The 22,403-nt window shown below is 61.0% G+C and carries 16 protein-coding genes and 2 tRNA genes; 5 read left to right on the plus strand and 13 right to left on the minus strand.

The window, feature by feature from the left end; all coding sequences use genetic code 11:
• Positions 1–82: 82 nt before the first annotated feature.
• Both pncB and nadE read left to right on the plus strand, forming a co-directional pair.
• Positions 83–1,306 (plus strand): nicotinate phosphoribosyltransferase, encoded by a 1,224-nt coding sequence (gene pncB, locus N8H74_RS07390; protein WP_217832715.1) that lies wholly within the window; start codon positions 83–85, stop codon positions 1,304–1,306.
• Between the two features lie 4 nt (positions 1,307–1,310).
• Positions 1,311–2,138 carry an ammonia-dependent NAD(+) synthetase gene (nadE, locus tag N8H74_RS07395; RefSeq protein ID WP_262146791.1) on the plus strand — a complete coding sequence of 276 codons (828 nt, stop codon included), beginning with the start codon at positions 1,311–1,313 and terminating at the stop codon, positions 2,136–2,138.
• A gap of 76 nt (positions 2,139–2,214) precedes the next feature.
• Here nadE and N8H74_RS07400 read toward each other — a convergent pair whose 3' ends face one another.
• The gene (locus tag N8H74_RS07400; RefSeq protein WP_262146792.1) at positions 2,215–3,123 is read right to left on the minus strand and encodes a hypothetical protein; all 909 of its coding nucleotides are present in this window, start codon (positions 3,121–3,123) and stop codon (positions 2,215–2,217) included.
• Positions 3,124–3,335: 212 nt separating this feature from the next.
• On the minus strand, positions 3,336–3,782 hold the full coding sequence (gene azu / locus N8H74_RS07405; protein ID WP_217832718.1) for an azurin: 447 nt from the start codon (positions 3,780–3,782) through the stop codon (positions 3,336–3,338).
• A 343-nt stretch (positions 3,783–4,125) separates the two neighbouring features.
• Between azu and N8H74_RS07410 the strand changes: the two genes are divergently transcribed.
• On the plus strand, positions 4,126–4,713 hold the full coding sequence (locus tag N8H74_RS07410) for a TIGR00730 family Rossman fold protein (RefSeq protein WP_262146793.1): 588 nt from the start codon (positions 4,126–4,128) through the stop codon (positions 4,711–4,713).
• Between the two features lie 25 nt (positions 4,714–4,738).
• Here N8H74_RS07410 and N8H74_RS07415 read toward each other — a convergent pair whose 3' ends face one another.
• The 11 genes from N8H74_RS07415 to rnr form a co-directional block, all read right to left on the minus strand.
• A complete protein-coding gene (locus N8H74_RS07415; RefSeq protein WP_262146794.1) occupies positions 4,739–5,632 on the minus strand; it encodes a transglutaminase family protein in 894 nt (297 codons plus the stop codon).
• Complete coding sequence (locus tag N8H74_RS07420) at positions 5,632–8,115, minus strand: circularly permuted type 2 ATP-grasp protein (RefSeq protein WP_262146795.1); 2,484 nt, start codon at positions 8,113–8,115, stop codon at positions 5,632–5,634. Before N8H74_RS07420 ends, N8H74_RS07415 begins: the two co-directional genes overlap by 1 nt.
• 100 nt (positions 8,116–8,215) lie before the next feature.
• Complete coding sequence (locus tag N8H74_RS07425) at positions 8,216–11,491, minus strand: transglutaminase family protein (protein ID WP_262146796.1); 3,276 nt, start codon at positions 11,489–11,491, stop codon at positions 8,216–8,218.
• A gap of 395 nt (positions 11,492–11,886) precedes the next feature.
• A complete protein-coding gene (locus N8H74_RS07430) occupies positions 11,887–14,190 on the minus strand; it encodes a YgiQ family radical SAM protein (RefSeq protein ID WP_262146797.1) in 2,304 nt (767 codons plus the stop codon).
• A gap of 171 nt (positions 14,191–14,361) precedes the next feature.
• On the minus strand, positions 14,362–15,759 hold the full coding sequence (dnaB, locus tag N8H74_RS07435) for a replicative DNA helicase (protein WP_217832724.1): 1,398 nt from the start codon (positions 15,757–15,759) through the stop codon (positions 14,362–14,364).
• Positions 15,760–15,878: 119 nt separating this feature from the next.
• Positions 15,879–16,325 carry a 50S ribosomal protein L9 gene (rplI, locus tag N8H74_RS07440; RefSeq protein ID WP_169428620.1) on the minus strand — a complete coding sequence of 149 codons (447 nt, stop codon included), beginning with the start codon at positions 16,323–16,325 and terminating at the stop codon, positions 15,879–15,881.
• Between the two features lie 19 nt (positions 16,326–16,344).
• Positions 16,345–17,238 carry a hypothetical protein gene (locus tag N8H74_RS07445; RefSeq protein ID WP_262146798.1) on the minus strand — a complete coding sequence of 298 codons (894 nt, stop codon included), beginning with the start codon at positions 17,236–17,238 and terminating at the stop codon, positions 16,345–16,347.
• A 36-nt stretch (positions 17,239–17,274) separates the two neighbouring features.
• Complete coding sequence (rpsR, locus tag N8H74_RS07450) at positions 17,275–17,505, minus strand: 30S ribosomal protein S18 (RefSeq protein WP_002551829.1); 231 nt, start codon at positions 17,503–17,505, stop codon at positions 17,275–17,277.
• Positions 17,506–17,533: 28 nt separating this feature from the next.
• Positions 17,534–17,956: a 30S ribosomal protein S6 gene (gene rpsF / locus N8H74_RS07455; RefSeq protein WP_217832726.1), complete on the minus strand. Its 423-nt coding sequence runs from the start codon at positions 17,954–17,956 to the stop codon at positions 17,534–17,536.
• Positions 17,957–18,258: 302 nt separating this feature from the next.
• Entirely contained in the window at positions 18,259–19,026 is a 768-nt protein-coding gene (gene rlmB / locus N8H74_RS07460; protein WP_217832727.1) for a 23S rRNA (guanosine(2251)-2'-O)-methyltransferase RlmB, read from the minus strand.
• Positions 19,023–21,653 carry a ribonuclease R gene (gene rnr, locus N8H74_RS07465; RefSeq protein ID WP_262146799.1) on the minus strand — a complete coding sequence of 877 codons (2,631 nt, stop codon included), beginning with the start codon at positions 21,651–21,653 and terminating at the stop codon, positions 19,023–19,025. Before rnr ends, rlmB begins: the two co-directional genes overlap by 4 nt.
• 224 nt (positions 21,654–21,877) lie before the next feature.
• Between rnr and N8H74_RS07470 the strand changes: the two genes are divergently transcribed.
• Together N8H74_RS07470 and N8H74_RS07475 are read left to right on the plus strand one after the other, a co-directional pair.
• A tRNA-Leu gene (locus N8H74_RS07470) sits at positions 21,878–21,964 on the plus strand.
• Between the two features lie 181 nt (positions 21,965–22,145).
• Positions 22,146–22,232, plus strand: a tRNA-Leu gene (locus tag N8H74_RS07475).
• Positions 22,233–22,403: the final 171 nt, after the last annotated feature.

Genomic DNA, 22,403 nt, shown 5'->3' on the forward strand with positions numbered 1-22,403 from the left:
TGGCAATCCCTATCGCTGATATGCGCCACTAGCGCCATTGATTGATCCCGCGCATCGGCGCGGTGTACCTGGAGATCCGTTTATGAGCGAGAGTGTGTTTGCCGATCGCATCGTGCAGAACCTGCTCGACACCGACTTCTACAAACTGACGATGATGCAGGCGGTGCTGCACAACTACCCCAACGTCGAAGTCGAATGGGAGTTCCGTTGCCGCAACAGCGAAGATCTGCGCCCGTATCTGGCCGAGATCCGCTTCCAGATCGAGCGTCTGGCGGAGTTGAGCCTGAGCGCCGATCAGTTGAGTTTTCTCGAGCGCATCTCCTTCCTGAAACCGGACTTTCTGCGCTTTCTGGGGTTGTTCCGCTTCAACCTGCGTTATCTGCACACCGGGATCGAGAATGGCGAATTGTTCATCCGCCTGCGCGGGCCGTGGCTGCATGTGATTCTGTTCGAAGTACCGCTGCTGGCGATCGTCAGCGAAGTGCGCAACCGCTATCGCTACCGTGAAATCGTTCTGGGCCAGGCCCGCGAGCAGCTCTACCGCAAATTCGACTGGCTGACCGCCAACGCCTCGGCCGAGGAACTGTCGCAATTGCAGGTCGCCGATTTCGGCACCCGCCGCCGGTTCTCCTACCGCGTGCAGGAAGAAGTGGTGAACGTGCTCAAGCATGATTTCCCCGGACGCTTCGTCGGCACCAGCAACGTGCATCTGTCCCGCGAGCTGGACATGAAACCCCTGGGCACCATGGCCCACGAATGGATCATGGCCCACCAGCAACTCGGCCCACGGCTGATCGACAGCCAGAGCGCCGCCCTCGATTGCTGGGTTCGCGAGTATCGCGGCCTGCTGGGGATCGCCCTGACCGACTGCATCACCACCGATGCCTTCCTCGGCGATTTCGATCTGTACTTCGCCAAGCTCTTCGACGGACTGCGCCACGACTCCGGGGATCCGGTGCTGTGGGGCGAAAAATGCATCGCCCACTATCACAAGCTCGGCATCGACCCGATGAGCAAGACGCTGGTGTTCTCCGACAGCCTGACCCTGCCCAAGTCGCTGGAAATCTTCCGCGCGCTGCGTGGACGGATCAACGTCAGCTTCGGCATCGGCACCAACCTCACCTGCGACATTCCGGGTGTCGAACCGATGAGCATCGTGCTTAAAATGACCGCCTGCAACGGCCAGCCAGTGGCGAAAGTCTCCGACGAGCCCGGCAAGACTCACTGCAAAGACCCGAATTTCGTCGCCTATTTGCGACACGTTTTCCAGATTCCTGCCGTTTCCAGCCTATCTAGCAAGGAGTGAATTCATGCAAGCCGTACAGCGTGAGATTGCTGAACAGCTCAAGGTCCAGCCGCCGTTCGCCGACGACAAGGCCCTTGAGGCCGAAGTCGCCCGACGCATCACCTTCATTCAGGATTGCCTGGTCAATTCCGGCCTCAAGACCCTGGTGCTGGGCATCAGCGGCGGCGTCGACTCGCTGACCGCCGGCCTGCTCGCCCAGCGCGCCATGCGCGAATTGCGCGAACGTACCAGCGACAACGCCTACAAGTTCATCGCCGTGCGTCTGCCGTACGAAGTGCAGTTCGACGAACACGAGGCCCAGGCCTCGGTGGACTTCATCGCCCCGGACGAACGCCACACCGTCAACATCGGCCCGGCGGTGAAATCCCTGGCCGGCGAAGTCGCGGCGTTCGAAGGCAAGCATGCGGTGTCGGTGGACTTCGTCCTCGGCAACACCAAGGCGCGGATGCGCATGGTCGCCCAGTACACCATCGCCGGCGCGGCGCACGGGCTGGTGATCGGCACCGACCACGCGGCGGAAGCGGTGATGGGCTTTTTCACCAAGTTCGGCGACGGCGCCTGCGACCTCGCGCCGCTCAGCGGCCTGGTGAAAAATCAGGTACGCGCGATCGCCCGCAGCTTCGGCGCGCCAGAATCGCTGGTGGAAAAAATCCCGACGGCGGACCTCGAAGACCTGTCGCCGGGCAAACCCGACGAAGCCTCCCACGGCGTGACCTACACCGAAATCGATGCGTTCCTGCACGGCGAGCCGGTGCGTGAGGAAGCGTTCAAGATCATCGTCAACACGTACAACAAGACCCATCACAAACGCGTGATGCCGTTTGCGCCGTAAGTTCTGATCGCGACATGCAAAGGCCCACCGAGGTTTGACCCGGTGGGCCTTTTGGCTTTGGCCGCGTAATACTGAGTCATCGTTGCGTTGGCGATATCACCCTGATGACTAGTGTGGATGACAGTTGGTCGCCGGACTTGGCTCTGAAGGTATGGACCTTGGGCTGCAGATTACGAAGCCTGACGGTAAAAATGCCGTTCTCATCGGCCTCGAATGGCGCCAGCTCACCGTCGTAATCAACAATATGCCCTTTCGCCTTGAAGCCGGCCGTCCCCGCAATCGTCACCGATGTATCAGCGGTCGTCTCGTGATTGCCGATCAGTCGAAAGCTTTCCCCATAAACAAACTGAAGCGTGAGCTTAACCGCGACGACTCTAATATGGTGCGGCAGCGATGCATCGCCGTTTCGTTCGACAGCCGTGAACGCATGATTACCGGGTGCTACGTACTCGACGAAAGCACTCCAATGCCCGCTGGGATCAACATTGAGTGTTTGCAGCAGTTCATCATTATCCCAAAGCTCTACTTGCGTACTCGGCTCCCCCTCGCCAACAAAGTTCAGAGCATTGAAACGAGTGAGACTGCCATCCTCGATGGGAACGCCGTCAGGCCCCGTCACCCAGAGAATGCGTGCAGCCGCCACGTCCATGAAGACAACCCATGTTTCTGATTCCGTGCCATTGCCAGTTAGTACTTTGTAGTGGCGTTCACCGCGTTTTTGCTTGGTCATATGGAACTCGAAGTGGCCGTCTTCGTACACAATGGACCTTTCTAGAAAATGGCCACCATCGAATAGTTCTACAGATTGACCCGGTTCAGCCTCGCCTCTAATCCTCAGATAAGCATTTTTACTGATACCTCCGGGTTCAATCTCAACCCCATCACCGTTTCTAACGGACGAGATTCTTGGCTCCATCTCCCGGGATTGTTTATTGGGCGACTGAGTCAAAGCGTGTGCTCCGGGGAATTTCTCTTGATCGGTCATGCGAAAACTCCTTTTTCGAAAAATGAACGCGCAAAGCGATCTGAGCGCCATGCCATCTGACGCGCGATCAAAATCTTCGTCTACTGTCAGAAATTACAGGTGGCGGCCCTTTTCCGACCAGCGGCCTCCCCCGTCCGAGCAATGCCCCAGACGCAAAAACGCCGTTGCGGTACTACCGCAACGGCGTTTTTTGTATTGCCGGGACTGTGCGTTTACTTGACGGTCACAGTGCCTTTCATCATCGAGATGTGGCCCGGGAACGAGCAGAAGAAGCCGTAGGCTTCGCCGGCGGTCAGCTTGGACACGTCGATGGTCAGCGAATCTTTTTCGCCGGCGCCGATGATCTTGGTGTGGGCGATGACGCGAGCGTCGCCTTCCGGCAGGTAGTTCTTGTCGATGCCTGCGGCCAGGCCCGCGGTGGCGATCGGCTGCATGTCGGCTTCTTTACTGATCACCAGGTTATGGCCCATCACGTTCTTCGGCAGGCTGCCGGAGTGGGTCAGTTCGACGGTGAAGGTCTTGCAGCTCTTGTCGATTTCGATGGCCTTGGTGTTGAAGGACATCTGGTCGGTGGAGTCAACGGTGGTTTTGCACTCGGCAGCCATCAATTGGCTGCTGGCCAGCGCCAGCAGGGATACCGCAACAACTTTGGAAAACATGGTGAATCTCCAAGGCAGGGTTAACAAAAACACGAGTGGTAGGAAGACTGCCTGAAATCTTCGCAAGTTCATATGACTTGAGTCAAAAATTGTATACAACTTTCAGGCTATGACATCCATCGAAACAATCTACCGGCCAGATTTCCCGGCCAGCTCTATGATCGGCCCATCCAACTGATACGGAGTGCCCGTCATGATCTTTAACGACCTGTTGCGCAGCCTGCTCGCCGCCTATGCCTGCGGCGCCAGCGGCACCTGTGAAATGCCTCGCCGCGAAGTCTAGCCCTTGGAGCGAGGCCTGCCAGCCATTACCCTGTGCGACTGATCGACACAGGAGCAAGGCATGTCTCTCACTTCCGTTTGTGTATTTTGCGGCGCCAACGCCGGCACCACCCCGGCGTACACCGAGGCCGCCAAAGCCCTTGGCCGGGCATTGGCCGAACGTAAACTGACTCTGGTCTACGGCGGGGGCGCCGTGGGTTTGATGGGGATCGTCGCCGACGCGGCGCTGGCGGCCGGTGGCGAAGTGATCGGCATCATTCCGCAGAGCCTGATGGACAAGGAAATCGGTCACAAGAGCCTGACCCGCCTGGAAGTGGTCGATGGCATGCACGCCCGCAAGGCGCGGATGGCTGAACTGAGCGATGCCTTCATCGCCCTGCCCGGCGGCCTCGGCACCCTCGAAGAGCTGTTCGAAGTCTGGACCTGGGGCCAGCTCGGCTATCACGGCAAACCGTTGGGCCTGCTGGAAGTGAACGGCTTCTACAGCAAGCTCACCGCGTTTCTCGACCACATCGTCGACGAAGGTTTCGTCCGCACACCGCACCGCGAGATGCTGCAAGTCAGCGAATCGCCACAGACCTTGCTCGATGCACTGGATAACTGGAAACCAACCGTCGCCCCGAAGTGGGTGGACCAGAAACCTGGCTGATCCCGCCAGGAGTTGATCCCGGGCCTCATTGATCCAGCGGCAGCACCGTGACCCGCACCTCCGGGTCATGGCTCCCGCCGCCCAGAATCACCCCGCGCAACGGCGACACATCGGAAAAGTCCCGGCCCCAGGCCAGGGTGATGTGTTCCAGCGCCGGTTGCACGTTGTTGGTCGGATCAAAATCGACCCAGCCCAGCACCGGGCAAAACACTGAAACCCAGGCGTGGGACGCATCGGCGCCGATCAACCGGGGTTGCCCCGGCGGTGGCCGGGTCAGCAGGTAGCCGCTGATGTAGCGCGCCGCCAGCCCACGGGAGCGCAGGCAGGCCAGCATCAGGTGAGCGAAGTCCTGACAGACGCCACGTCGACGCTCCAGCACTTCCAGCAATGGCGTCGCTACCTGGGTCGCTTCGGCGTCGAAGGTGAATTCGCTGAAGATTTTTTCCATCAAGGCACGCACACCCAGCAACAGGGGACGTCCCGCCGGGAAACAGCTTTCGGAGAACTCGACGAAGCTGCGCTTCAGGTGAACGTAAGGCGACTGGAAACGATAGCGGCAGGCCTCCAGCCGTTCAGCGGACAACGGCTGGCTGTTGTAGGTCAGCTCATTGCGCGCCACTTCCCAGGCCACAGACAGATTGAAATCCAGCGCCGGCCGCGCCAGCACTTCGACCGTCAGACGTGCGTTGACCTGCAACTCATCATGGGGCCGCTCGAAGGCCAGGCGTGTCAGCGGATTGCCGAACACATCCTGCTCATCACGACGGGTCGTCGGCTCCGGACTGATCAGCAATTGCCGCTCGGTCCAGCGCTGCCAGGCGCATTCCCGGGGCCACAGATGCGCCAGTTGCTGCGCCAGGGAAACCGGGCTGTCGTAGTGATAACAGGTGTCGTGGAGGATCTGGTAACGGGCATTCATCAGACGGACACCGTGCGCTGGCTGACATCATCGACGTGGGCGAAATGGCGCAGGGCCAGGCGATCGGACACCTGGCCGCTGGCATCGGCGATGTCCTGCAACAGATCCGCCAGCCCTTCGAGCGCCGCGCGGAGGCTGGATTCACCAAACAGCGGATTCTCCAGACAACCGAGATCGAAGCGCGCCAGGCGCTCGACCAGGGCCGGCAGGCCCGCCTCCCGTGGCACGCCGAAATCGTCGCTCAGCCGTTTGAGGGTGCGGGTCACCAGCTTCAGCTGGAACAGCACCGCATGGGGGTTCTGTTCATCCAGCAGCAACAGGTCGAGCACCGGAATCAGCTGCGCTACCGCCAGATAGCGCGAGCGATAGGTGATGCTGCTGTTGCCCAGCTCCAGCAACCATTCCAGCCCCGCCTGATCGAAAGCGGCACCGCGCAGAAACCCCGCCAGACTGCTGCTGAGAAACTGCAGGCGTTCGATGCGCCGGCCGATCATCAGAAAGCGCCAGCCCTCGTCCCGGGTCATGTCGTCCAGGGCAAACCCGGACAGCGCCGCCAGCGACATCACCAGCCGGTTGAGGAAGTCCAGCAACTCGCCGAAGTCCGGCGCGTCGGTGTCCAGCTCCGCTGCCTCGCGTTGCAACTCCACCAGCGCCTGCCAGTTTTCCCGCGAGAGCTTGCCGCGCACCTGCGATGCCGCCCACTGCAGGCGTTGCAGATTGGAGCGCAGGCTGAACGACCAATCGTCCCCCAGCAGCGCCGCGAGCAGTCGCTGCGGCAACTCGCCCTCGTCCGGCAACAGCATCAGCCTCTCGCCCAGGGCCACGGCGGCCTGCAACGCCTGCGGGTCATCACCGTCGACGTAGCGCGCAAGCATGATCCGCAACAGCCGCGCACTGCCGTCGCAACGCTCACAGTAGCGGCCGAACCAGAACAGGTTTTCCACCACCCGTGACGGCAGATAGGGATCGCGCCGTACCAGATCATGCACGCCGATAGTGCGCTGGGCCTTCCACTGCTCACCGCTCGGCGGCAGGTCACCGAGTACCCAGGTGTCCTTGCTCGCACCACCGCGCTGCATGGACACCACTTCGGCATCGGCGTCCGCCGCAACACGGGTCAGGCCACCCGGCAACACCCGGTAACCGTCGCGGCTGGCCACCGCGTACATGCGCATGCCGATCGCCCGGGGTTGCAGTTGACCGTTCTCGGGCTGCCAGACCGGCGCGTGGGACAGTTGCGCCAACTCCTGCGCGACGTAGGCATAGGGCCGGGCCTGCATACGCGCGGCCAGTGCCTGGCGCTGCTTTTCGCTCAGGTCGCGACCGAAAACCGGCGTGAAACTCTGCGACGGAAACACCGGTTTGATCAGCAGTTCCGGGAGTTTTTCCAGGGCCTGGGCCAACACTGGCGCCTCACCGCACCACCAGGTCGCGATGGACGGCAGGATCAGTTCTTCGCCGAACAGGTACTGATTGATCTTCGGCAGAAAGCCCAGCAGCCCCGGCGATTCCAGGACTCCGCTGCCCAGCGCATTCGCCACCAGCACCCGGCCCTGACGCACGGCCTCAAGCAGTCCGGGAACGCCCAGCGCCGAGTCGGTACGCAGCTCCAGCGGGTCGCAGAAGTCATCGTCGAGCCGCCGCATGATCGCGTGAACCCGGCGCAAACCGCTGAGGGTTTTCAGGTAGACCGTGGCGTCGCGCACCGTCAGGTCGCCGCCCTCTACCAGCGGATAGCCGAGCTGACGCGCCAGATACAGATGCTCGAAATAGCTTTCGTTGAATCGCCCCGGCGTCAGCAACACCACCAGCGGCGCCTCATCGACGCAGGGTGCCTGGCGGGCCAGGGTTTCCTGCAAGGTGCGGAAGAACCCGGCCAGATGCTGCACTTTCAAATCCCGATACAACTCGGGAAAGGCCCGGGACACGATGGTGCGATTTTCCAGCGCATAACCGGCACCGGACGGCGCCTGGGTGCGATCCGCCGTCACCCACCAGCGGCCGTCCGGCGTACGCGCCAGGTCCACGGCATACAGATGCAGAAAGGCCTCGTCCGGCAGCGCGAGGCCCTGACACGGCCAGAGGAAATTGTTGTGGCCGAACACCAGTTCCGCCGGCAGCAGGCCCTCGCGGATCAGGCGTTGCGGCCCGTACAGATCCGCCAGCACCGCATTGAGCAGTCGAGCACGCTGGGCGATCCCGGCCGACAGCTGCTGCCATTCGTCATCGGCAATGACATGGGGCAGCAGGTCCAGCTCCCATGGACGATCGGCGCCCTTGGGATCGGCGTAGACGTTATAGGTGACGCCGTTTTCCTGTATCTGTCGCGCCAGCAGTGCCTGACGCTGCCCCAGTTGCGCCGGCGTGCTGCGCTGCAATTGGTCGAACAGCCGCCGCCAATGCGGACGCACCGCCCCGCTGGCGTCGAGCAGTTCGTGATAGGTGCCCGCCGTGAGCGGGTAGCGGTCAAGCAGGTCAGGCATGGAAAGCTCGGCAGCCAGCAAGGAAAGGTCAGACTAACGCAGGCACATGACGCCCGGATATACGAAAAATCCGCGCGTCGTGCCTGAAAAGGGAGACGCTTTAGAAACGTCGCAAATCGAGCGTCATCGGCAACTCGTCAGTCATGGTCAGATTCGGTACAGGAAGTTTCCCCGGCGTGTGGCCGATGCGGAAAAACCGCGCCATGCGCCGACTCTCCGCTTCGTTGGCATTGACCGGCAACGTCTCGTAATTGCGTCCGCCCGGATGCGCGACGTGGTACTGGCAACCGCCCAGCGAGCGCTGCATCCAGGTGTCGAGCAGGTCGAACACCAGCGGCGCATGCACCGGGATGCCAGGTTGCAGGCAGTTGGCCGGTTGCCAGGCGCGAAAACGCACCCCGGCGACAAACTCGCCGACCCGCCCGCTCGGTTGCAGCGGTACTGGAATGCCGTTGCAAGTCAGCATATAGCGCTGCGGCGCCAGCCCGGTGAGCCTGACCTGCAAGCGCTCCAGCGAGGAGTCGACGTAGCGCACCGTGCCGCCCGCCGTACCCTCCTCGCCCAGCACATGCCAAGGCTCGAGGGCCTGGCGCACTTCCAGTTCGATGCCGTTGACCGCGTAATCGCCGACCTTGGGAAAGCGGAACTCCCGATGCGCAGCGAACCACTCGGCGCGCAGCGGATAACCGGCGTTGTTGAGCTCAACGATGACGTCGGCGAAATCCTGTTCGATAAAGTGCGGCAACAGAAAGCGGTCATGCAGTTCCGTGCCCCAGCGCGCCAGTTTCGACGGCGCGTAAGGCTCACGCCAGAACCGCGCCACCAGCGCTCGCAACAGCAACTGCTGAGCCAGGCTCATGCGCGCATGGGGCGGCATCTCGAACGCCCGTAACTCCAACAGGCCCAGACGCCCGGTGGCGCCATCCGGCGAATAGAGTTTGTCGATACAGAATTCGGCGCGATGGGTGTTGCCGGTGACATCGATCAGCAAATTGCGCAGCAACCGGTCCACCCGCCACGGCGGACATGCCTCACCCGGCGCGGGCATTTGCGCGAAGGCGATTTCCAGCTCATACAACGCGTCATTGCGCGCTTCATCAACCCGTGGCGCCTGGGAAGTCGGGCCGATGAACAATCCGGAAAACAGGTAGGACAACGACGGATGGTTATGCCAGTAACTGATCAGGCTGCGCAGCAGATCCGGGCGGCGGAGAAACGGTGAATCGGCCGGTGTCGCGCCACCCAGTACGAAATGGTTGCCGCCGCCGGTGCCGGTATGCCGGCCATCGATCAGAAACTTCTCGGTGGTGAGTCGGGTCTGTCGTGCCTGTTCGTAAAGAAATTCGGTGCGCTCGACCAGTTCATCCCAGGTCGCGGACGGTTGCACGTTGACTTCGATCACCCCCGGATCCGGTGTGATGCGCAAATTGCTCAGGCGCGGATCGCTCGGCGGCTCGTAGCCCTCCAGCAGCACCGGGCAATGCAGTTCTTCGGCGGTGGCCTCGATGGCCGTGACCAGTTCCAGATAATCCTCGACCCGCTCCAGCGGCGGCATGAACAGGTACAACCGGCCCTCGCGAGCCTCCGCGCAGAGGGCGGTGCGGGTCAGCCAGTCAGCGGACTGATCGATGGCCGGTCGGCGCTCCTCAGGCCTGGCGGCCTCGCCAGGATTGCTGAGCTGCGCGGTGTCGGGCAGATCCGGGAAGTCCTGATTCGGGTCATTGGGATGGATGAACGGATACTCGGCGGCCCTCACCCAAGGCTGTGAAGCCAATGGCAGGCGATAGCCCAGCGGTGAATCCCCCGGCACCAGACGACAATGCTCGTCACGCAGATACCAGCGCCCGCTCTGCCATTGATCGCCCCTGGCGGTGCGCGCCAGCGGCAGTACCTGACCGATCACTTTACCGAGCCCCTGGCTGAACACCTTGCGCAGGCGTGCGCGCTCCAGTGGGTCTTCCAGGCGTGAGTCTTCGGCACTGACGTTGCTCGGCAATGCGCCCTCGCGCCACAGGTAATAGAAGTTGTCCTCGTAGGCCGGGAAGACAAACCGCTCAGGCAATTTCAGGCGTTCGGCGACACTCGCCAGAAAACGCCCGGCCAGTTGGCCATCGGCGCCGTAGTCCTGCTGCTCGTCGGCGATCAGCGCGCTGTTGTGCCAGATCGGCACGCCATCGCGGCGCCAGTAACTGTTCAACGACCAGCGCGGCAGTTGTTCGCCGGGATACCACTTGCCCTGCCCGAAATGCACCAGCCCCTGCGGCGCGTAGTGTTTGCGCAGGCGCTGGAACAGTTCGGCGGAAAGCCGGCGCTTGTCCGCGCCCAGGGCGGCGGTGTTCCACTCGGCGCCGTCCGGGTCGTCGATGGACACAAAAGTCGGCTCACCGCCCATGGTCAGGCGCACGTCGCCCTCCAGCAGGTCGGCATCGATCTGCCGGCCCAGCGCCTGGATCGCCAGCCATTGCTCGTCGGTGTAGGGCTTGGTGACCCGTGGCGCTTCCCAGATCCGCTCCACCGACATCTCATGGCTGAATTCGCACTCGCAAGGCTCCACCAGCCCACTGATCGGCGCCGCCGACGACGGATCGGGACTACAGGCCAAGGGAATATGCCCTTCACCGGCGAACAGTCCGGACGTGGCATCGAGGCCAATCCATCCGGCGCCGGGCAGGTAAACCTCGCACCAGGCATGCAGATCGGTGAAGTCCACTTCGGTGCCGGACGGGCCGTCGAGGCTTTTCACATCCGACGTCAGTTGAATCAGATATCCAGAGACGAAGCGCGCCGCCAGTCCGAGATTGCGCAGCAGTTGCACCAGCAGCCACGCCGAATCGCGGCAGGATCCCGAGGCGTGCTCAAGGGTGTGCTCCGGGGTTTGCACCCCGGGCTCCATGCGGATCAGGTAGTTGATGTCCTCACTCAGGCGCTGATTGAGCGCCACCAGGAAGTCCACGGCCGGCAACGGCGTACGCTCGATGGCGTCCAGATAGGCTTTGAACTTCGGCGTCAGGGGCAAGGTTTCGAGGTATGGCGCCAGTTCCTTGCGCTCATCGGCGGCGTAGGCGAAGGGGATTTTCTCGGCATAGGGTTCGAGGAAAAAGTCGAACGGATTGAACACCGCCATCTCGGCCAGCAGATCGACTTCGATCCGCAGTTCTTGCGTCTTCTCGGGAAACACCAGCCGTGCCAGATAGTTGCCCTGGGGGTCCTGCTGCCAGTTGATGAAATGCTGCTCGGGCGCGACTTTCAGCGCATAGGACAGAATCCGCGTGCGGCTGTGGGCGGCCGGGCGCAGACGAACGATCTGCGGGCCGAGTTCGACCGCGCGTTCATAGCGATAATGCGTGACGTGGTGCAATGCGACATGGATCGACACGGCGTGCCTCCTGCGAGCCTGAGCGTTTTCGAAAGCGCGCAAGACTTATGCCATGCAGGGACCTGGGCACTTTCCCGGAAATGCTCAGGGCAGTACAGCACCAAAATCGGGCGACGGAGGAAAACGGGCGCACGTCATTGCACGCAAATGTTGCGAGAGCGCCCTAACCCTCCCCGGAGGGAGAGGGACTGACCGTGGTGATTATCAGCCCTGCGCCGACATGAAATACCGAATCGGACTCAAGTTTTGAAAAGCATGAAGATCGGCTCCCTTTCCCCCTCGCCCCCTTGGGGGAGAGGGCTGGGGGGGTAAATCTCACTGCCACCCAAAATCCCGAAACCAGAAATGCAAAACGCCAACCCGAAGGTTGGCGTTCTGTTCAGCTCAATCAAAACTCAGCGCGGTACGACCGGCTTGCGTGTCGGCTTCGGCCCTTTGCCTTTGGCCGCGCCCTTGCGCTCCTTGGCCGCCTGCTGGTTGCGGGCGAATGCCGCCGCCTTGGCCTGTTCACGCTTGTCCCACGGATTACCGCCATCACTGGCACGCGGCGGCAGGCCGTTGTGCTGGGTGAGGATCTTGGTGGTCTTCTCTTTCGCCACTTTATGGCTGCCGGCCGGCGTCGAGTTCTTGCGACGGGCGCTCTGGTAGCTGTCGGTGGACGGCTGATGCAGCGGGATCAATTGGTTCTTGCCCGGCCCGATCAGATCGCCGCGACCCATGCGGATCAGCGCTTCACGCAGCATCGGCCAGCCTTTCGGATCGTGATAACGCAAGAACGCCTTGTGCAGGCGACGCTGCTCTTCGCTCTTGACGATGGTCACGCCGTCGCTCTTGTATGTCACCTTGCGCAGCGGGTTCTTGCCCGAGTGATACATCGCGGTGGCGGACGCCATCGGCGACGGGTAGAACGCCTGCACCTGGTCGGCACGGAAGCCGTTGCCCTTGAGCCACAGGGCCAGGTTCATCATGTCTTCATCGGTGGTGCCCGGATGCGCGGCGATGAAGTACGGAATCAGGTATTGCTCCTTGCCTGCTTCCTTGGAGAACTTCTCGAACATGCGCTTGAACCGGTCATAGGTGCCGATGCCCGGTTTCATCATCTGGTTGAGCGGACCTTCCTCGGTGTGTTCCGGGGCGATCTTCAGGTAACCGCCAACGTGGTGGGTCACCAGCTCTTTGACGTACTCCGGCGACTCGACCGCGAGGTCGTAGCGCAGGCCGGAAGCAATCAGGATCTTCTTCACACCCGGCAATGCACGGGCGCTGCGGTACAGCTGAATCAGCGACGAGTGGTCGGTGTTCAGGTTCGGACAGATCCCCGGGAACACGCAGGATGGCTTGCGGCACGCGGATTCGATTTCCGGGCTCTTGCAGGCGATGCGGTACATGTTCGCGGTCGGGCCGCCGAGGTCGGAAATGACACCGGTGAAGCCCGGCACCTTGTCGCGGATCTCTTCGATTTCGCGAATGATCGACTCTTCGGAACGGTTCTGGATGATCCGGCCTTCGTGCTCGGTGATCGAGCAGAAGGTGCAGCCACCGAAGCAGCCGCGCATGATGTTCACCGAGAAACGGATCATGTCGTAGGCCGGGATCTTTTCCTGGCCGTAGGCAGGATGCGGAATACGGGTGTACGGCATGCCGAACACGTAGTCCATTTCCTCGGTGGTCATCGGAATCGGCGGCGGGTTGAACCAGACATCGACTTCACCATGCTTCTGCACCAGCGCGCGGGCGTTGCCCGGGTTGGTTTCCAGGTGCAGCACGCGGTTGGCGTGAGCGTACAGAACCGGGTCGTTGCGCACTTTTTCCACGGACGGCAGGCGGATGACGGTTTTGTCACGCGTCATCTTCGGGCTGGCCAGGATCTGCACGACCTTGGCTTCCTGTGGATCTTCGACCGGGCCCTTCTCTTGTTCGATGGCGCAGGCGGCGGTGTCCTGGGTGTTGACGTACGGGTTGATGATCTTGTCGATCTTGCCCGGACGGTCGATACGCGTGGAGTCGACTTCGTACCAGCCTTGCGGCGTGTCACGACGAATGAACGCAGTACCGCGCACATCGGTGATGTCTTCGATCTTGTGCCCGTAGGACAGACGCTGGGCGACTTCGACAATGGCCCGCTCGGCGTTGCCGTACAGCAGGATGTCGGCGCTGGCGTCGATCAGGATCGAGTTGCGCACGCGATCCTGCCAGTAGTCGTAGTGGGCAATCCGGCGCAGCGACGCTTCGATGCCCCCGAGCACGATCGGCACGTGCTTGTAGGCTTCCTTGCAGCGCTGGCTGTAGACCAGGCTCGCGCGATCCGGACGCTTGCCGGCCATGCCGCCCGGGGTGTAGGCGTCGTCGGAGCGGATTTTCTTGTCGGCGGTGTAGCGGTTGATCATCGAGTCCATGTTGCCGGCCGCGACACCGAAGAACAGGTTCGGCTCGCCGAGCTTCATGAAATCGTCTTTGGACTGCCAGTTCGGCTGGGCGATGATCCCGACGCGGAAGCCCTGGGACTCCAGCAGCCGGCCGATGATCGCCATGCCGAACGACGGGTGATCGACATAGGCATCACCGGTGACGATGATGATGTCGCAGGAATCCCAGCCGAGCTGATCCATCTCCTCCCTGCTCATCGGCAGGAATGGCGCCGGCCCGAAACATTCGGCCCAGTACTTCGGATAGTCAAATAACGGCTTGGCTGCTTGCATGTCGATAACCGGTGTTGGCTTTCATGGAATTTCGCGGGCGCGGAATATAGCACAAATTTTGACCAATTCCGACGGCTGTGGTCGGAAATTACCGCATCCCCTTCGCAGGCGGGTGATGCTCCCTGCGTGAGCAGGCTTGCCCGCGTAGAGGCCGGTCAGACGCTGAAAATCTTACTCATCGTCGTCGAAGTTGTAGCTACCCGGCGCCAGGTTCTCGAAACGTGTGTATTTACCGATGAACGCCAGGCGGATAAAGCCGATCGGGCCGTTCCGCTGCTTGCCGATGATGATCTCGGCGATGCCTTTGTGTTCGGTCTCCGGGTGATACACCTCGTCCCGGTACACGAACATGATGACGTCGGCGTCCTGCTCGATCGCTCCGGATTCCCGCAAGTCGGAGTTCACCGGGCGCTTGTTCGGGCGTTGTTCCAGGGAGCGGTTGAGCTGCGACAGCGCGACCACCGGGCAGTTGAATTCCTTGGCCAGAGCCTTGAGGGATCGCGAGATCTCGGAAATCTCGTTGGTCCGGTTGTCACCGCTGGAGCCTGGAATCTGCATCAACTGCAGGTAGTCGATCATGATCAGGCCGATTTCGCCATGTTCACGCACCAGACGCCGGGTTCGCGCACGCATTTCCGAGGGGCTGATACCGGCGGTGTCATCGATGAACAGCTTGCGGTCGTTGAGCAGGTTGACCGCCGACGTCAGGCGCGGCCAGTCGTCGTCTTCCAGCTGGCCGGAACGCACCTTGGTCTGGTCGATACGGCCGAGGGAAGACAGCATACGCATCATCAACGATTCGCCTGGCATCTCGAGGGAGTACACCAGCACCACCTTGTCGCTGCGCAGCACCGCGTTTTCCACCAGGTTCATCGCGAAGGTGGTCTTGCCCATCGACGGACGGCCGGCGACGATGATCAGGTCGGCCGGCTGCAGGCCGCTGGTTTTGTCGTCGAGGTCGGTGTAGCCGGTCGACAGGCCAGTGATCCCCTCACCGGTGTTGAACAGCGTGTCGATGCGGTCGATGGCCTTGGTCAGCAATTCGTTGACACCGACCGGGCCGGTAGTCTTGGGGCGCGCCTCGGCAATCTGGAAGATCTGCCGTTCGGCTTCATCAAGGATTTCTTCGGCGGTGCGACCTTCAGGGTTGAAGGCCGCGTCGGCGATTTCCGTGCTGATGCCGATTAATTGGCGCAACGTCGCACGCTGGCGGACGATCTGCGCATAGGCCTTGATGTTGGCGACGGACGGCGTGTTTTTCGCCAGCTCGCCCAGGTAACCGAGGCCGCCGACTTGCGAGGTCTGCCCTTCCTTGTCCAATTGCTCGGCCAGGGTCACGACGTCGATCGGCATGTTCTGATCGGCCAGTTTGGCGATCGCACGGAAGATCAGGCGGTGGTCATGTCGATAGAAATCGCCGTCGGAGACTTGATCGAGCACGCGTTCCCAGGCGTTGTTGTCCAGCATCAGACCACCGAGCACGGCCTGTTCGGCCTCGATGGAATGCGGTGGCACCTTCAGGGCGGCGGTTTGCAGATCGTACTGCTCGGGAGCGGAGATATCGTTCATGGCCACTTGAGTTTGGTTAAAAGCAGGAGTCACAGAAAGACAAAGGGCACGACCTGTAAACAGGATCGTGCCCGATGTTAACCGCCTGACGGACAAGCCGCCAGCCGATCAGGTGTTGCTTAGGCTGCTACCACGACAACGCGTACGGTGGCTTCAACTTCGGCGTGCAGGTGCACGGCCACGTCGAATTCACCCACGTTGCGGATGGTGCCGTTCGGCAGACGAACTTCGCTTTTCGCAACTTCAACGCCGGAGGCGGTCAGTGCGTCAGCGATGTCGTGAGTACCGATCGAACCGAACAGCTTGCCTTCGTCACCAGCGGTGGCAGTGATGGTCACTTCCAGCTCGGCCAGGTGAGCAGCGCGGCTTTCAGCCGATGCTTTACGGTCTGCGGCAGCTTTTTCCAGCTCAGCACGACGCTCTTCGAACGCAGCCAGGTTGGCAGCGGTCGCAGCGGTAGCTTTGCCGAAAGGCAGCAGGTAGTTACGGCCGTAACCAGCCTTAACGTTTACTTTGTCGCCCAGGTTGCCCAGGTTGGCGATTTTTTCCAGAAGGATCAGTTGCATGTGGAAATCCTCTTAACTTTTAACCTTCACCGTTCGCGTTATCGGCGTCTTTCGACACGTGACGACCGCGAAAATCAATCAGGCTGTCGACAATGGCCAGAACCACGAGCAACGGATAGATCAGCTGCATGAACAGCAACAGCGTCACGTACAACCCCACCAGCCAGAAACCGGCCAGTCGCCTTTGCGCCACCAGCCCGTGAATCAGGGCCAGCCCGGCGAACACCAGCGGTACGCTGCACAACGGCGTCAACATGGCCATCTGTGCGCCCAGATTGGGGCCCAGAAGCATCAACGCCAGCAGCAACATCGCTGGTCCCAGCGGGATCCGGATGGCGCGAAACTCGCGACCAAAACCACCCGGGTTGTACAACAACGCCTGCCAGTAACGCCCGACAATCAGGCTCAGCACGCTGACGATCTGCAACAGGGCCGCAATCAGTCCGGTAAGGACCGGTGCAATCAGCGACGCGAAACGCGCCTGCTCGTCTACCGACAATCGTTGGTAGGCGTCACCGAGAAGCGACGGCATGACCTTTATCAAGGCCTGCGCCAGCATCTCGATCTGGGCCGCGAATGCCGCCCCGAGCACAACTGAAAACACCAATCCCGCTGCTACGCTGACCAGCAGCACGCGGACCCAGGATTCACTTGCGCGCAACACCAGCGCAAGGCTCGAAGACCCCAGCAGCACCAAAAGTGCCCGTGGGTCGTCGGCATACAGCCACCAGATCAAGGCCGGCAGCATTCCCAGGAACAGAACGCCAAGGGCGTCCGTCAATCCGCGCCGCAGGAGCACCAAGCTCCCGGCGGCAGCACCCAACCAATACAACAACGGCAATGTTGCACACCCGGCCACTACAAGAGTGGCCTGCATACGGCCGCGCATGATGAACTCAGCTAAGGCACGCATGCATTCAATCCTTTGCTACTTGTCGACTACCCGGTCTCAGCGGCCGTGGCTGTCGGTGTAGGCCAGCAGGGCCAGGAAGCGGGCGCGCTTGATAGCGGTGGCCAGCTGACGCTGATAACGAGCTTTGGTACCGGTGATACGGCTTGGAACGATTTTGCCGGTCTCGGATACGTAGGCTTTCAGAGTGTTGAGATCTTTGTAATCGATCTCTTTCACGTCTTCAGCGGTGAAGCGGCAGAATTTACGACGACGGAAGAAACGTGCCATTTAATAGGCTCCTTAAAAGGTCCGTGGATTACTCGTCAGCGTTATCGCTGGAATCGCCTTCATCACCATCAACGCCTTCGACGTCGGAGTGCTCTGGACGATCGCGACGCTCACGGCGCTCACTGCGGTTTTCTTCAGCCTTGAGCATCTCGGACTGGCCGGTAACGGCTTCGTCGCGACGGATGACCAGGTTACGGATCACTGCATCGTTGTAGCGGAAGTTGTCTTCCAGCTCGGCCAGGGCCTTGCCGGTGCACTCAACGTTCAGCATCACGTAGTGAGCCTTGTGAACATTGTTGATTGCGTAGGCCAGTTGACGACGGCCCCAGTCTTCCAGACGGTGGATTTTGCCGCCGTCTTCTTCGATCAGCTTGGTGTAACGCTCAACCATGCCGCCGACTTGCTCGCTCTGGTCAGGGTGGACCAGAAAGATGATTTCGTAATGACGCATGAATGCTCCTTACGGGTTGTAGCCTGCCGCTCAAAAACGGTCAGACAAGGAGTGAATGACACTTGTGGACTTGCCGGCGCGGGGCACATCGGTGCCTGCCGTCACAGCAAGGGGCGCAATTGTAGAGAAGGGATTGGAGCGGTGCAAGGCAATTGGTGATTATTTGAACAACCACTCATCCTCGCCCTGAGACAAAAGCACTGAGGGAGCGGGCTTGCTCGCGAACGGGATACATCAGGCAACACTTTCATGTCGACTGACACCCCACTTTTCGCGAACACGCTCGCTCCCACAGGTTCGAATCAGGCTTTTTTGGCGGCAGCCCTGGCTTTTGCACCGCGCTGGCGCTGAGCCTCGAACAGACAGACACCGGTCGCCACGGACACGTTGAGACTACTGACGCTGCCGGCCATCGGCAAATGCACCAGATAGTCGCAATGCTCGCGGGTCAGGCGACGCATGCCTTTGCCTTCGGCGCCCATGATCAGGATGGTCGGGCCGGTCAGGTCCTGGTCGTAAAGGCTGACCTCGGCCTCCCCCGCCGTACCGACGATCCACAGACCACGCTGCTGGAGTTTCTCCAGGGTGCGCGCAAGGTTGGTCACAGCCACCAGCGGAATCACTTCCGCCGCGCCGCAAGCGACTTTACGCACCACCGGGGTCAGGGTCGCCGATTTGTCTTTCGGCACGATCACCGCCAGCGCACCGGCGGCATCCGCCGAACGCAGGCAGGCACCGAGGTTATGCGGATCGGTCACGCCGTCGAGCACCAGCAACAGCGGCGCGCCTTCGGTGCGATCGAGCAGCTCGTCGAGCATCGCCTCACCCCAGACCTGGCTCGGGCTGACCTCGGCGACGACGCCCTGATGCACACCTTCAACCCAGGCATCCATCTCGCGGCGCTCGGCCTGACCGATCTGGACACGGTTTTCGTTGGCCAGTTCGATCAGCGGCTGTACGCGCGGATCGTTGCGGCTTTCCGCCAACCAGATCTGCTTGACGCGTTTTGGGTGGTGACGCAGCAACGCTTCTACCGCGTGAACGCCGTAGATTTTTTCCAACTGACTCATGACTTCGCCTTCGGTTTACGTGCCCCGCCGCTTTTGGCTGGAGCCGAACCCGCTTTTGGCGGGCCTTTACGGTGTTTGCTCGGCTTGGCTGGCTTACCGCCGGCAGACTTGTCAGGCGCAGAACGCCCGGTCTTGCCGCCCGATGGCGCCTTACCGCCGGTTTTGGCATCGGCCAGCAAGGCCTTCTTCATCTCCCGGCTTTTGCGCAGCTCGGCGTTTTTCGCCACGGCATCGCTTGGACGGTAGGCTTCGGACGCTTTTTCCTTGGCTGGACGGCGGCTGGCGGTTTTCGCCGGTGCCGGTTCGGCGGCGGCCTTCGCGGCAGGCGCAGCGGTTTCGGTGCCACGTTTTTTGCGACCGATCGGCGCGCTGATGGTTTTTTCCGCCATTTCGAAGTCGATCTTGCGCTCGTCGAGGTCGACGCGCATGACGCGCACTTCGACGGTATCGCCGAGACGGAAGCTGCGACCGGTACGCTCACCCGCCAGGCGGTGGTGTACAGGATCGAAGTGGTAGTAGTCGCCCGGCAGCGCGGTGACGTGCACCAGGCCTTCGACATAGATGTCGGTCAGCTCGACGAACAGACCGAAACCTGTCACGGCGGTGATCACGCCCGGGAAAGACTCGCCCACGCGGTCCTTCATGAACTCGCACTTGAGCCAGTTCACGACATCGCGGGTCGCTTCGTCGGCACGGCGCTCGCTCATCGAGCACTGCTCGCCGAGTTGCTCCAGCGCCGCCTCGTCGTACGGGTAGATACGCGCCTTCGGAATGGTCATCGCACCGGCACGGCGAACGTGCGGGGTGTTCTGTTTGGAGTGGATCACGCTGCGGATCGCCCGGTGCGTGAGCAAGTCCGGGTAACGACGGATCGGCGAAGTGAAGTGGGTGTAGGCTTCGTAGTTCAGGCCGAAGTGGCCGTCGTTTTCGGCGCTGTACACCGCCTGGCTCAGGGAGCGCAGCATCACGGTCTGGATCAGGTGGAAATCCGGACGATCCTTGATGCTCGCCAGCAGGGCCTGGTAGTCCTTCGGCGTCGGGCCGTCCTTGCCTTTGTGCAGGGACAGACCGAGCTCGCCGAGGAACGCGCGCAGTTTTTCCAGACGCTCCGGCGGCGGGCCGTCGTGAACGCGGTACAGCGCCGGGATTTCATGCTTCTGCAGGAATTCGGCGGTGGCCACGTTGGCCGCCAGCATGCATTCCTCGATCAGCTTGTGCGCATCGTTACGGGTCGTCGGACGGATTTCGGCGATCTTGCGCTCGGAACCGAAGATGATCCGGGTTTCCTGGGTCTCGAAATCGATCGCGCCACGCACATGGCGGGCAGCCAGCAGCACCTTGTACAGCGAATAGAGCTGCTTGAGGTGCGGCACGATGTCGGTGTATTCGCCGCGCAGCTTGCGCGCCTCGGTGGCTTTCGGCGTTTCCAGCATCGCGCTGACCTTGTTGTAGGTCAGGCGGGCGTGGGAGTGGATCACCGCCTCATAGAAGCAGTAGTCGGTCATCTCACCGGATTTGGAGATGGTCATCTCGCAGACCATCGCCAGACGGTCGACGTGCGGGTTCAGCGAGCACAGACCGTTGGACAGTTGCTCAGGAAGCATCGGCACCACGCGCTCGGGGAAGTACACCGAGTTGCCGCGCACCTGGGCTTCGTTGTCCAGGGCCGAGCCGATCTTCACGTAACTGGAAACGTCGGCAATCGCCACGTATAGCTTCCAGCCGCCGGAGAACAGGCGCAGCTTGCCCGGTTTGGCTTCGCAATAGACCGCGTCGTCGAAGTCACGGGCATCTTCGCCATCGATGGTGACGAACGGAAGATGGCGCAGGTCGACGCGCTTCTCTTTGTCCTTTTCCTCGACTTCCGGCTTTAGCTTGGCGGCTTCCTTCAGAACAGCCTCAGGCCAGACGTGCGGAATGTCGTAGGTACGCAGGGCAACATCGATTTCCATGCCCGGCGCCATGTAGTTGCCGACCACTTCGATCACGTCGCCTTGCGGCTGGAAGCGCGGCGTCGGCCAGTGGGTGATCTTCACCTCGACGAACTGACCGATCTGCGCGTTGGCGTTGCGACCCGGCGTGACCAGCACTTCCTGCTGGATCTTCGGGTTGTCCGCGACGACGAAACCGATGCCACCTTCCTCGAAGTAGCGACCGACGATGCTTTCGTGGGCACGGGAAACCACTTCGACGATCACGCCTTCACGACGACCGCGACGGTCCAGGCCGGAAACCCGCGCCAGGGCGCGGTCACCGTCGAACACCAGACGCATCTGCGCCGGACTCATGAACAGATCGTCGGAGCCATCATCCGGCACCAGGAAGCCGAAGCCGTCACGGTGGCCGCTGATGCGACCCAGGATCAGATCGAGCTTGTCCACCGGCGCGTACGTGCCACGGCGGGTGTAGATCAGTTGAGCATCGCGTTCCATGGCGCGCAGGCGGCGGCGCAGGGCTTCGATCTGGTCTTCCGTGGTCAGACCGAACTCTTCGACCAGTTGCTCACGGGCAGCAGGCGAACCCCGATCAGCAAGGTGCTGAAGGATCAGTTCGCGGCTGGGAATAGGGTTTTCGTATTTTTCCGCTTCACGAGCGGCCTCGGGATCGAGGGACTGCCAATCGGCCATTAGAGAGTTTTCACCTTGTCTATATGCGGGCTAGTTTGGCATAGGCGCCCTGAAACGGGAAATTTCAGACTATATAAGGCCCATCTGAAGCCTTGTATCGACGCTCGAAAGCCGTTTTCAACACCGCCGGTAAAAAAAATCATTTTTTTTGCCGGCAGGGGTTTACAGTTAAAAAGGCGCTCCGTATAGTGCGCGCCATCGACGACGTAGACGCTGTCGATGATGCCCAGGTGGTGAAATTGGTAGACACGCCAGCTTCAGGTGCTGGTGACCTTACGGTCGTGGAAGTTCGAGTCTTCTCCTGGGCACCAATTTCGAGTTTGAGACTAGATCAGTTTCAAGACTCACACAAAAACCCGCGAAAGCGGGTTTTTTGCATTCTGCGGAGCCGTTTCTGAAAAACTGATTTATTAAAATCAAATCAGGGGTTTACAGATCAAAGGACGCTCCGTATAGTGCGCCACATCAACAGCGGCAACGCTCGCGATGAATGCCCAGATGGTGAAATTGGTAGACACGCCAGCTTCAGGTGCTGGTGACCTTACGGTCGTGGAAGTTCGAGTCTTCTTCTGGGCACCAATTCAAATTCAAGGTTACGACCTTGAGTTTCACAAAAACCCGCGAAAGCGGGTTTTTGCGTTTCTGGCGTTCAGAAATCATCTGGCGGCACATCCACCGGCCGCGAAGCGCATCTGAGAAACAATATCGTTTATCATTGTTGCAAGTTTTTGCAATGCGACAGTGAGGAAC

Origin of the sequence: Pseudomonas sp. B2M1-30 (assembly GCF_025447575.1) — a bacterium.
In the GTDB taxonomy this organism is placed as follows: Bacteria; Pseudomonadota; Gammaproteobacteria; order Pseudomonadales; family Pseudomonadaceae; genus Aquipseudomonas; species Aquipseudomonas botevensis.

Excerpts from the sequence above, each read along its gene's own strand:
- azu (WP_217832718.1), bottom strand. The coding sequence starts at position 3,782 with ATGTTTTCCAAAGTTGTTGCGGTATCCCTGCTGGCGCTGGCCAGCAGC.
- rlmB (WP_217832727.1), bottom strand. The coding sequence starts at position 19,026 with ATGAGTCAGTTGGAAAAAATCTACGGCGTTCACGCGGTAGAAGCGTTG.
- dnaB (WP_217832724.1), bottom strand. The coding sequence starts at position 15,759 with ATGAACGATATCTCCGCTCCCGAGCAGTACGATCTGCAAACCGCCGCC.
- N8H74_RS07420 (WP_262146795.1), bottom strand. The coding sequence starts at position 8,115 with ATGCCTGACCTGCTTGACCGCTACCCGCTCACGGCGGGCACCTATCAC.
- N8H74_RS07430 (WP_262146797.1), bottom strand. The coding sequence starts at position 14,190 with ATGCAAGCAGCCAAGCCGTTATTTGACTATCCGAAGTACTGGGCCGAA.
- nadE (WP_262146791.1), top strand. The coding sequence starts at position 1,311 with ATGCAAGCCGTACAGCGTGAGATTGCTGAACAGCTCAAGGTCCAGCCG.
- rnr (WP_262146799.1), bottom strand. The coding sequence starts at position 21,653 with ATGGCCGATTGGCAGTCCCTCGATCCCGAGGCCGCTCGTGAAGCGGAA.
- N8H74_RS07400 (WP_262146792.1), bottom strand. The coding sequence starts at position 3,123 with ATGACCGATCAAGAGAAATTCCCCGGAGCACACGCTTTGACTCAGTCG.
- N8H74_RS07410 (WP_262146793.1), top strand. The coding sequence starts at position 4,126 with ATGTCTCTCACTTCCGTTTGTGTATTTTGCGGCGCCAACGCCGGCACC.
- rpsF (WP_217832726.1), bottom strand. The coding sequence starts at position 17,956 with ATGCGTCATTACGAAATCATCTTTCTGGTCCACCCTGACCAGAGCGAG.
- rpsR (WP_002551829.1), bottom strand. The coding sequence starts at position 17,505 with ATGGCACGTTTCTTCCGTCGTCGTAAATTCTGCCGCTTCACCGCTGAA.
- rplI (WP_169428620.1), bottom strand. The coding sequence starts at position 16,325 with ATGCAACTGATCCTTCTGGAAAAAATCGCCAACCTGGGCAACCTGGGC.
- N8H74_RS07445 (WP_262146798.1), bottom strand. The coding sequence starts at position 17,238 with ATGCGTGCCTTAGCTGAGTTCATCATGCGCGGCCGTATGCAGGCCACT.
- pncB (WP_217832715.1), top strand. The coding sequence starts at position 83 with ATGAGCGAGAGTGTGTTTGCCGATCGCATCGTGCAGAACCTGCTCGAC.
- N8H74_RS07415 (WP_262146794.1), bottom strand. The coding sequence starts at position 5,632 with ATGAATGCCCGTTACCAGATCCTCCACGACACCTGTTATCACTACGAC.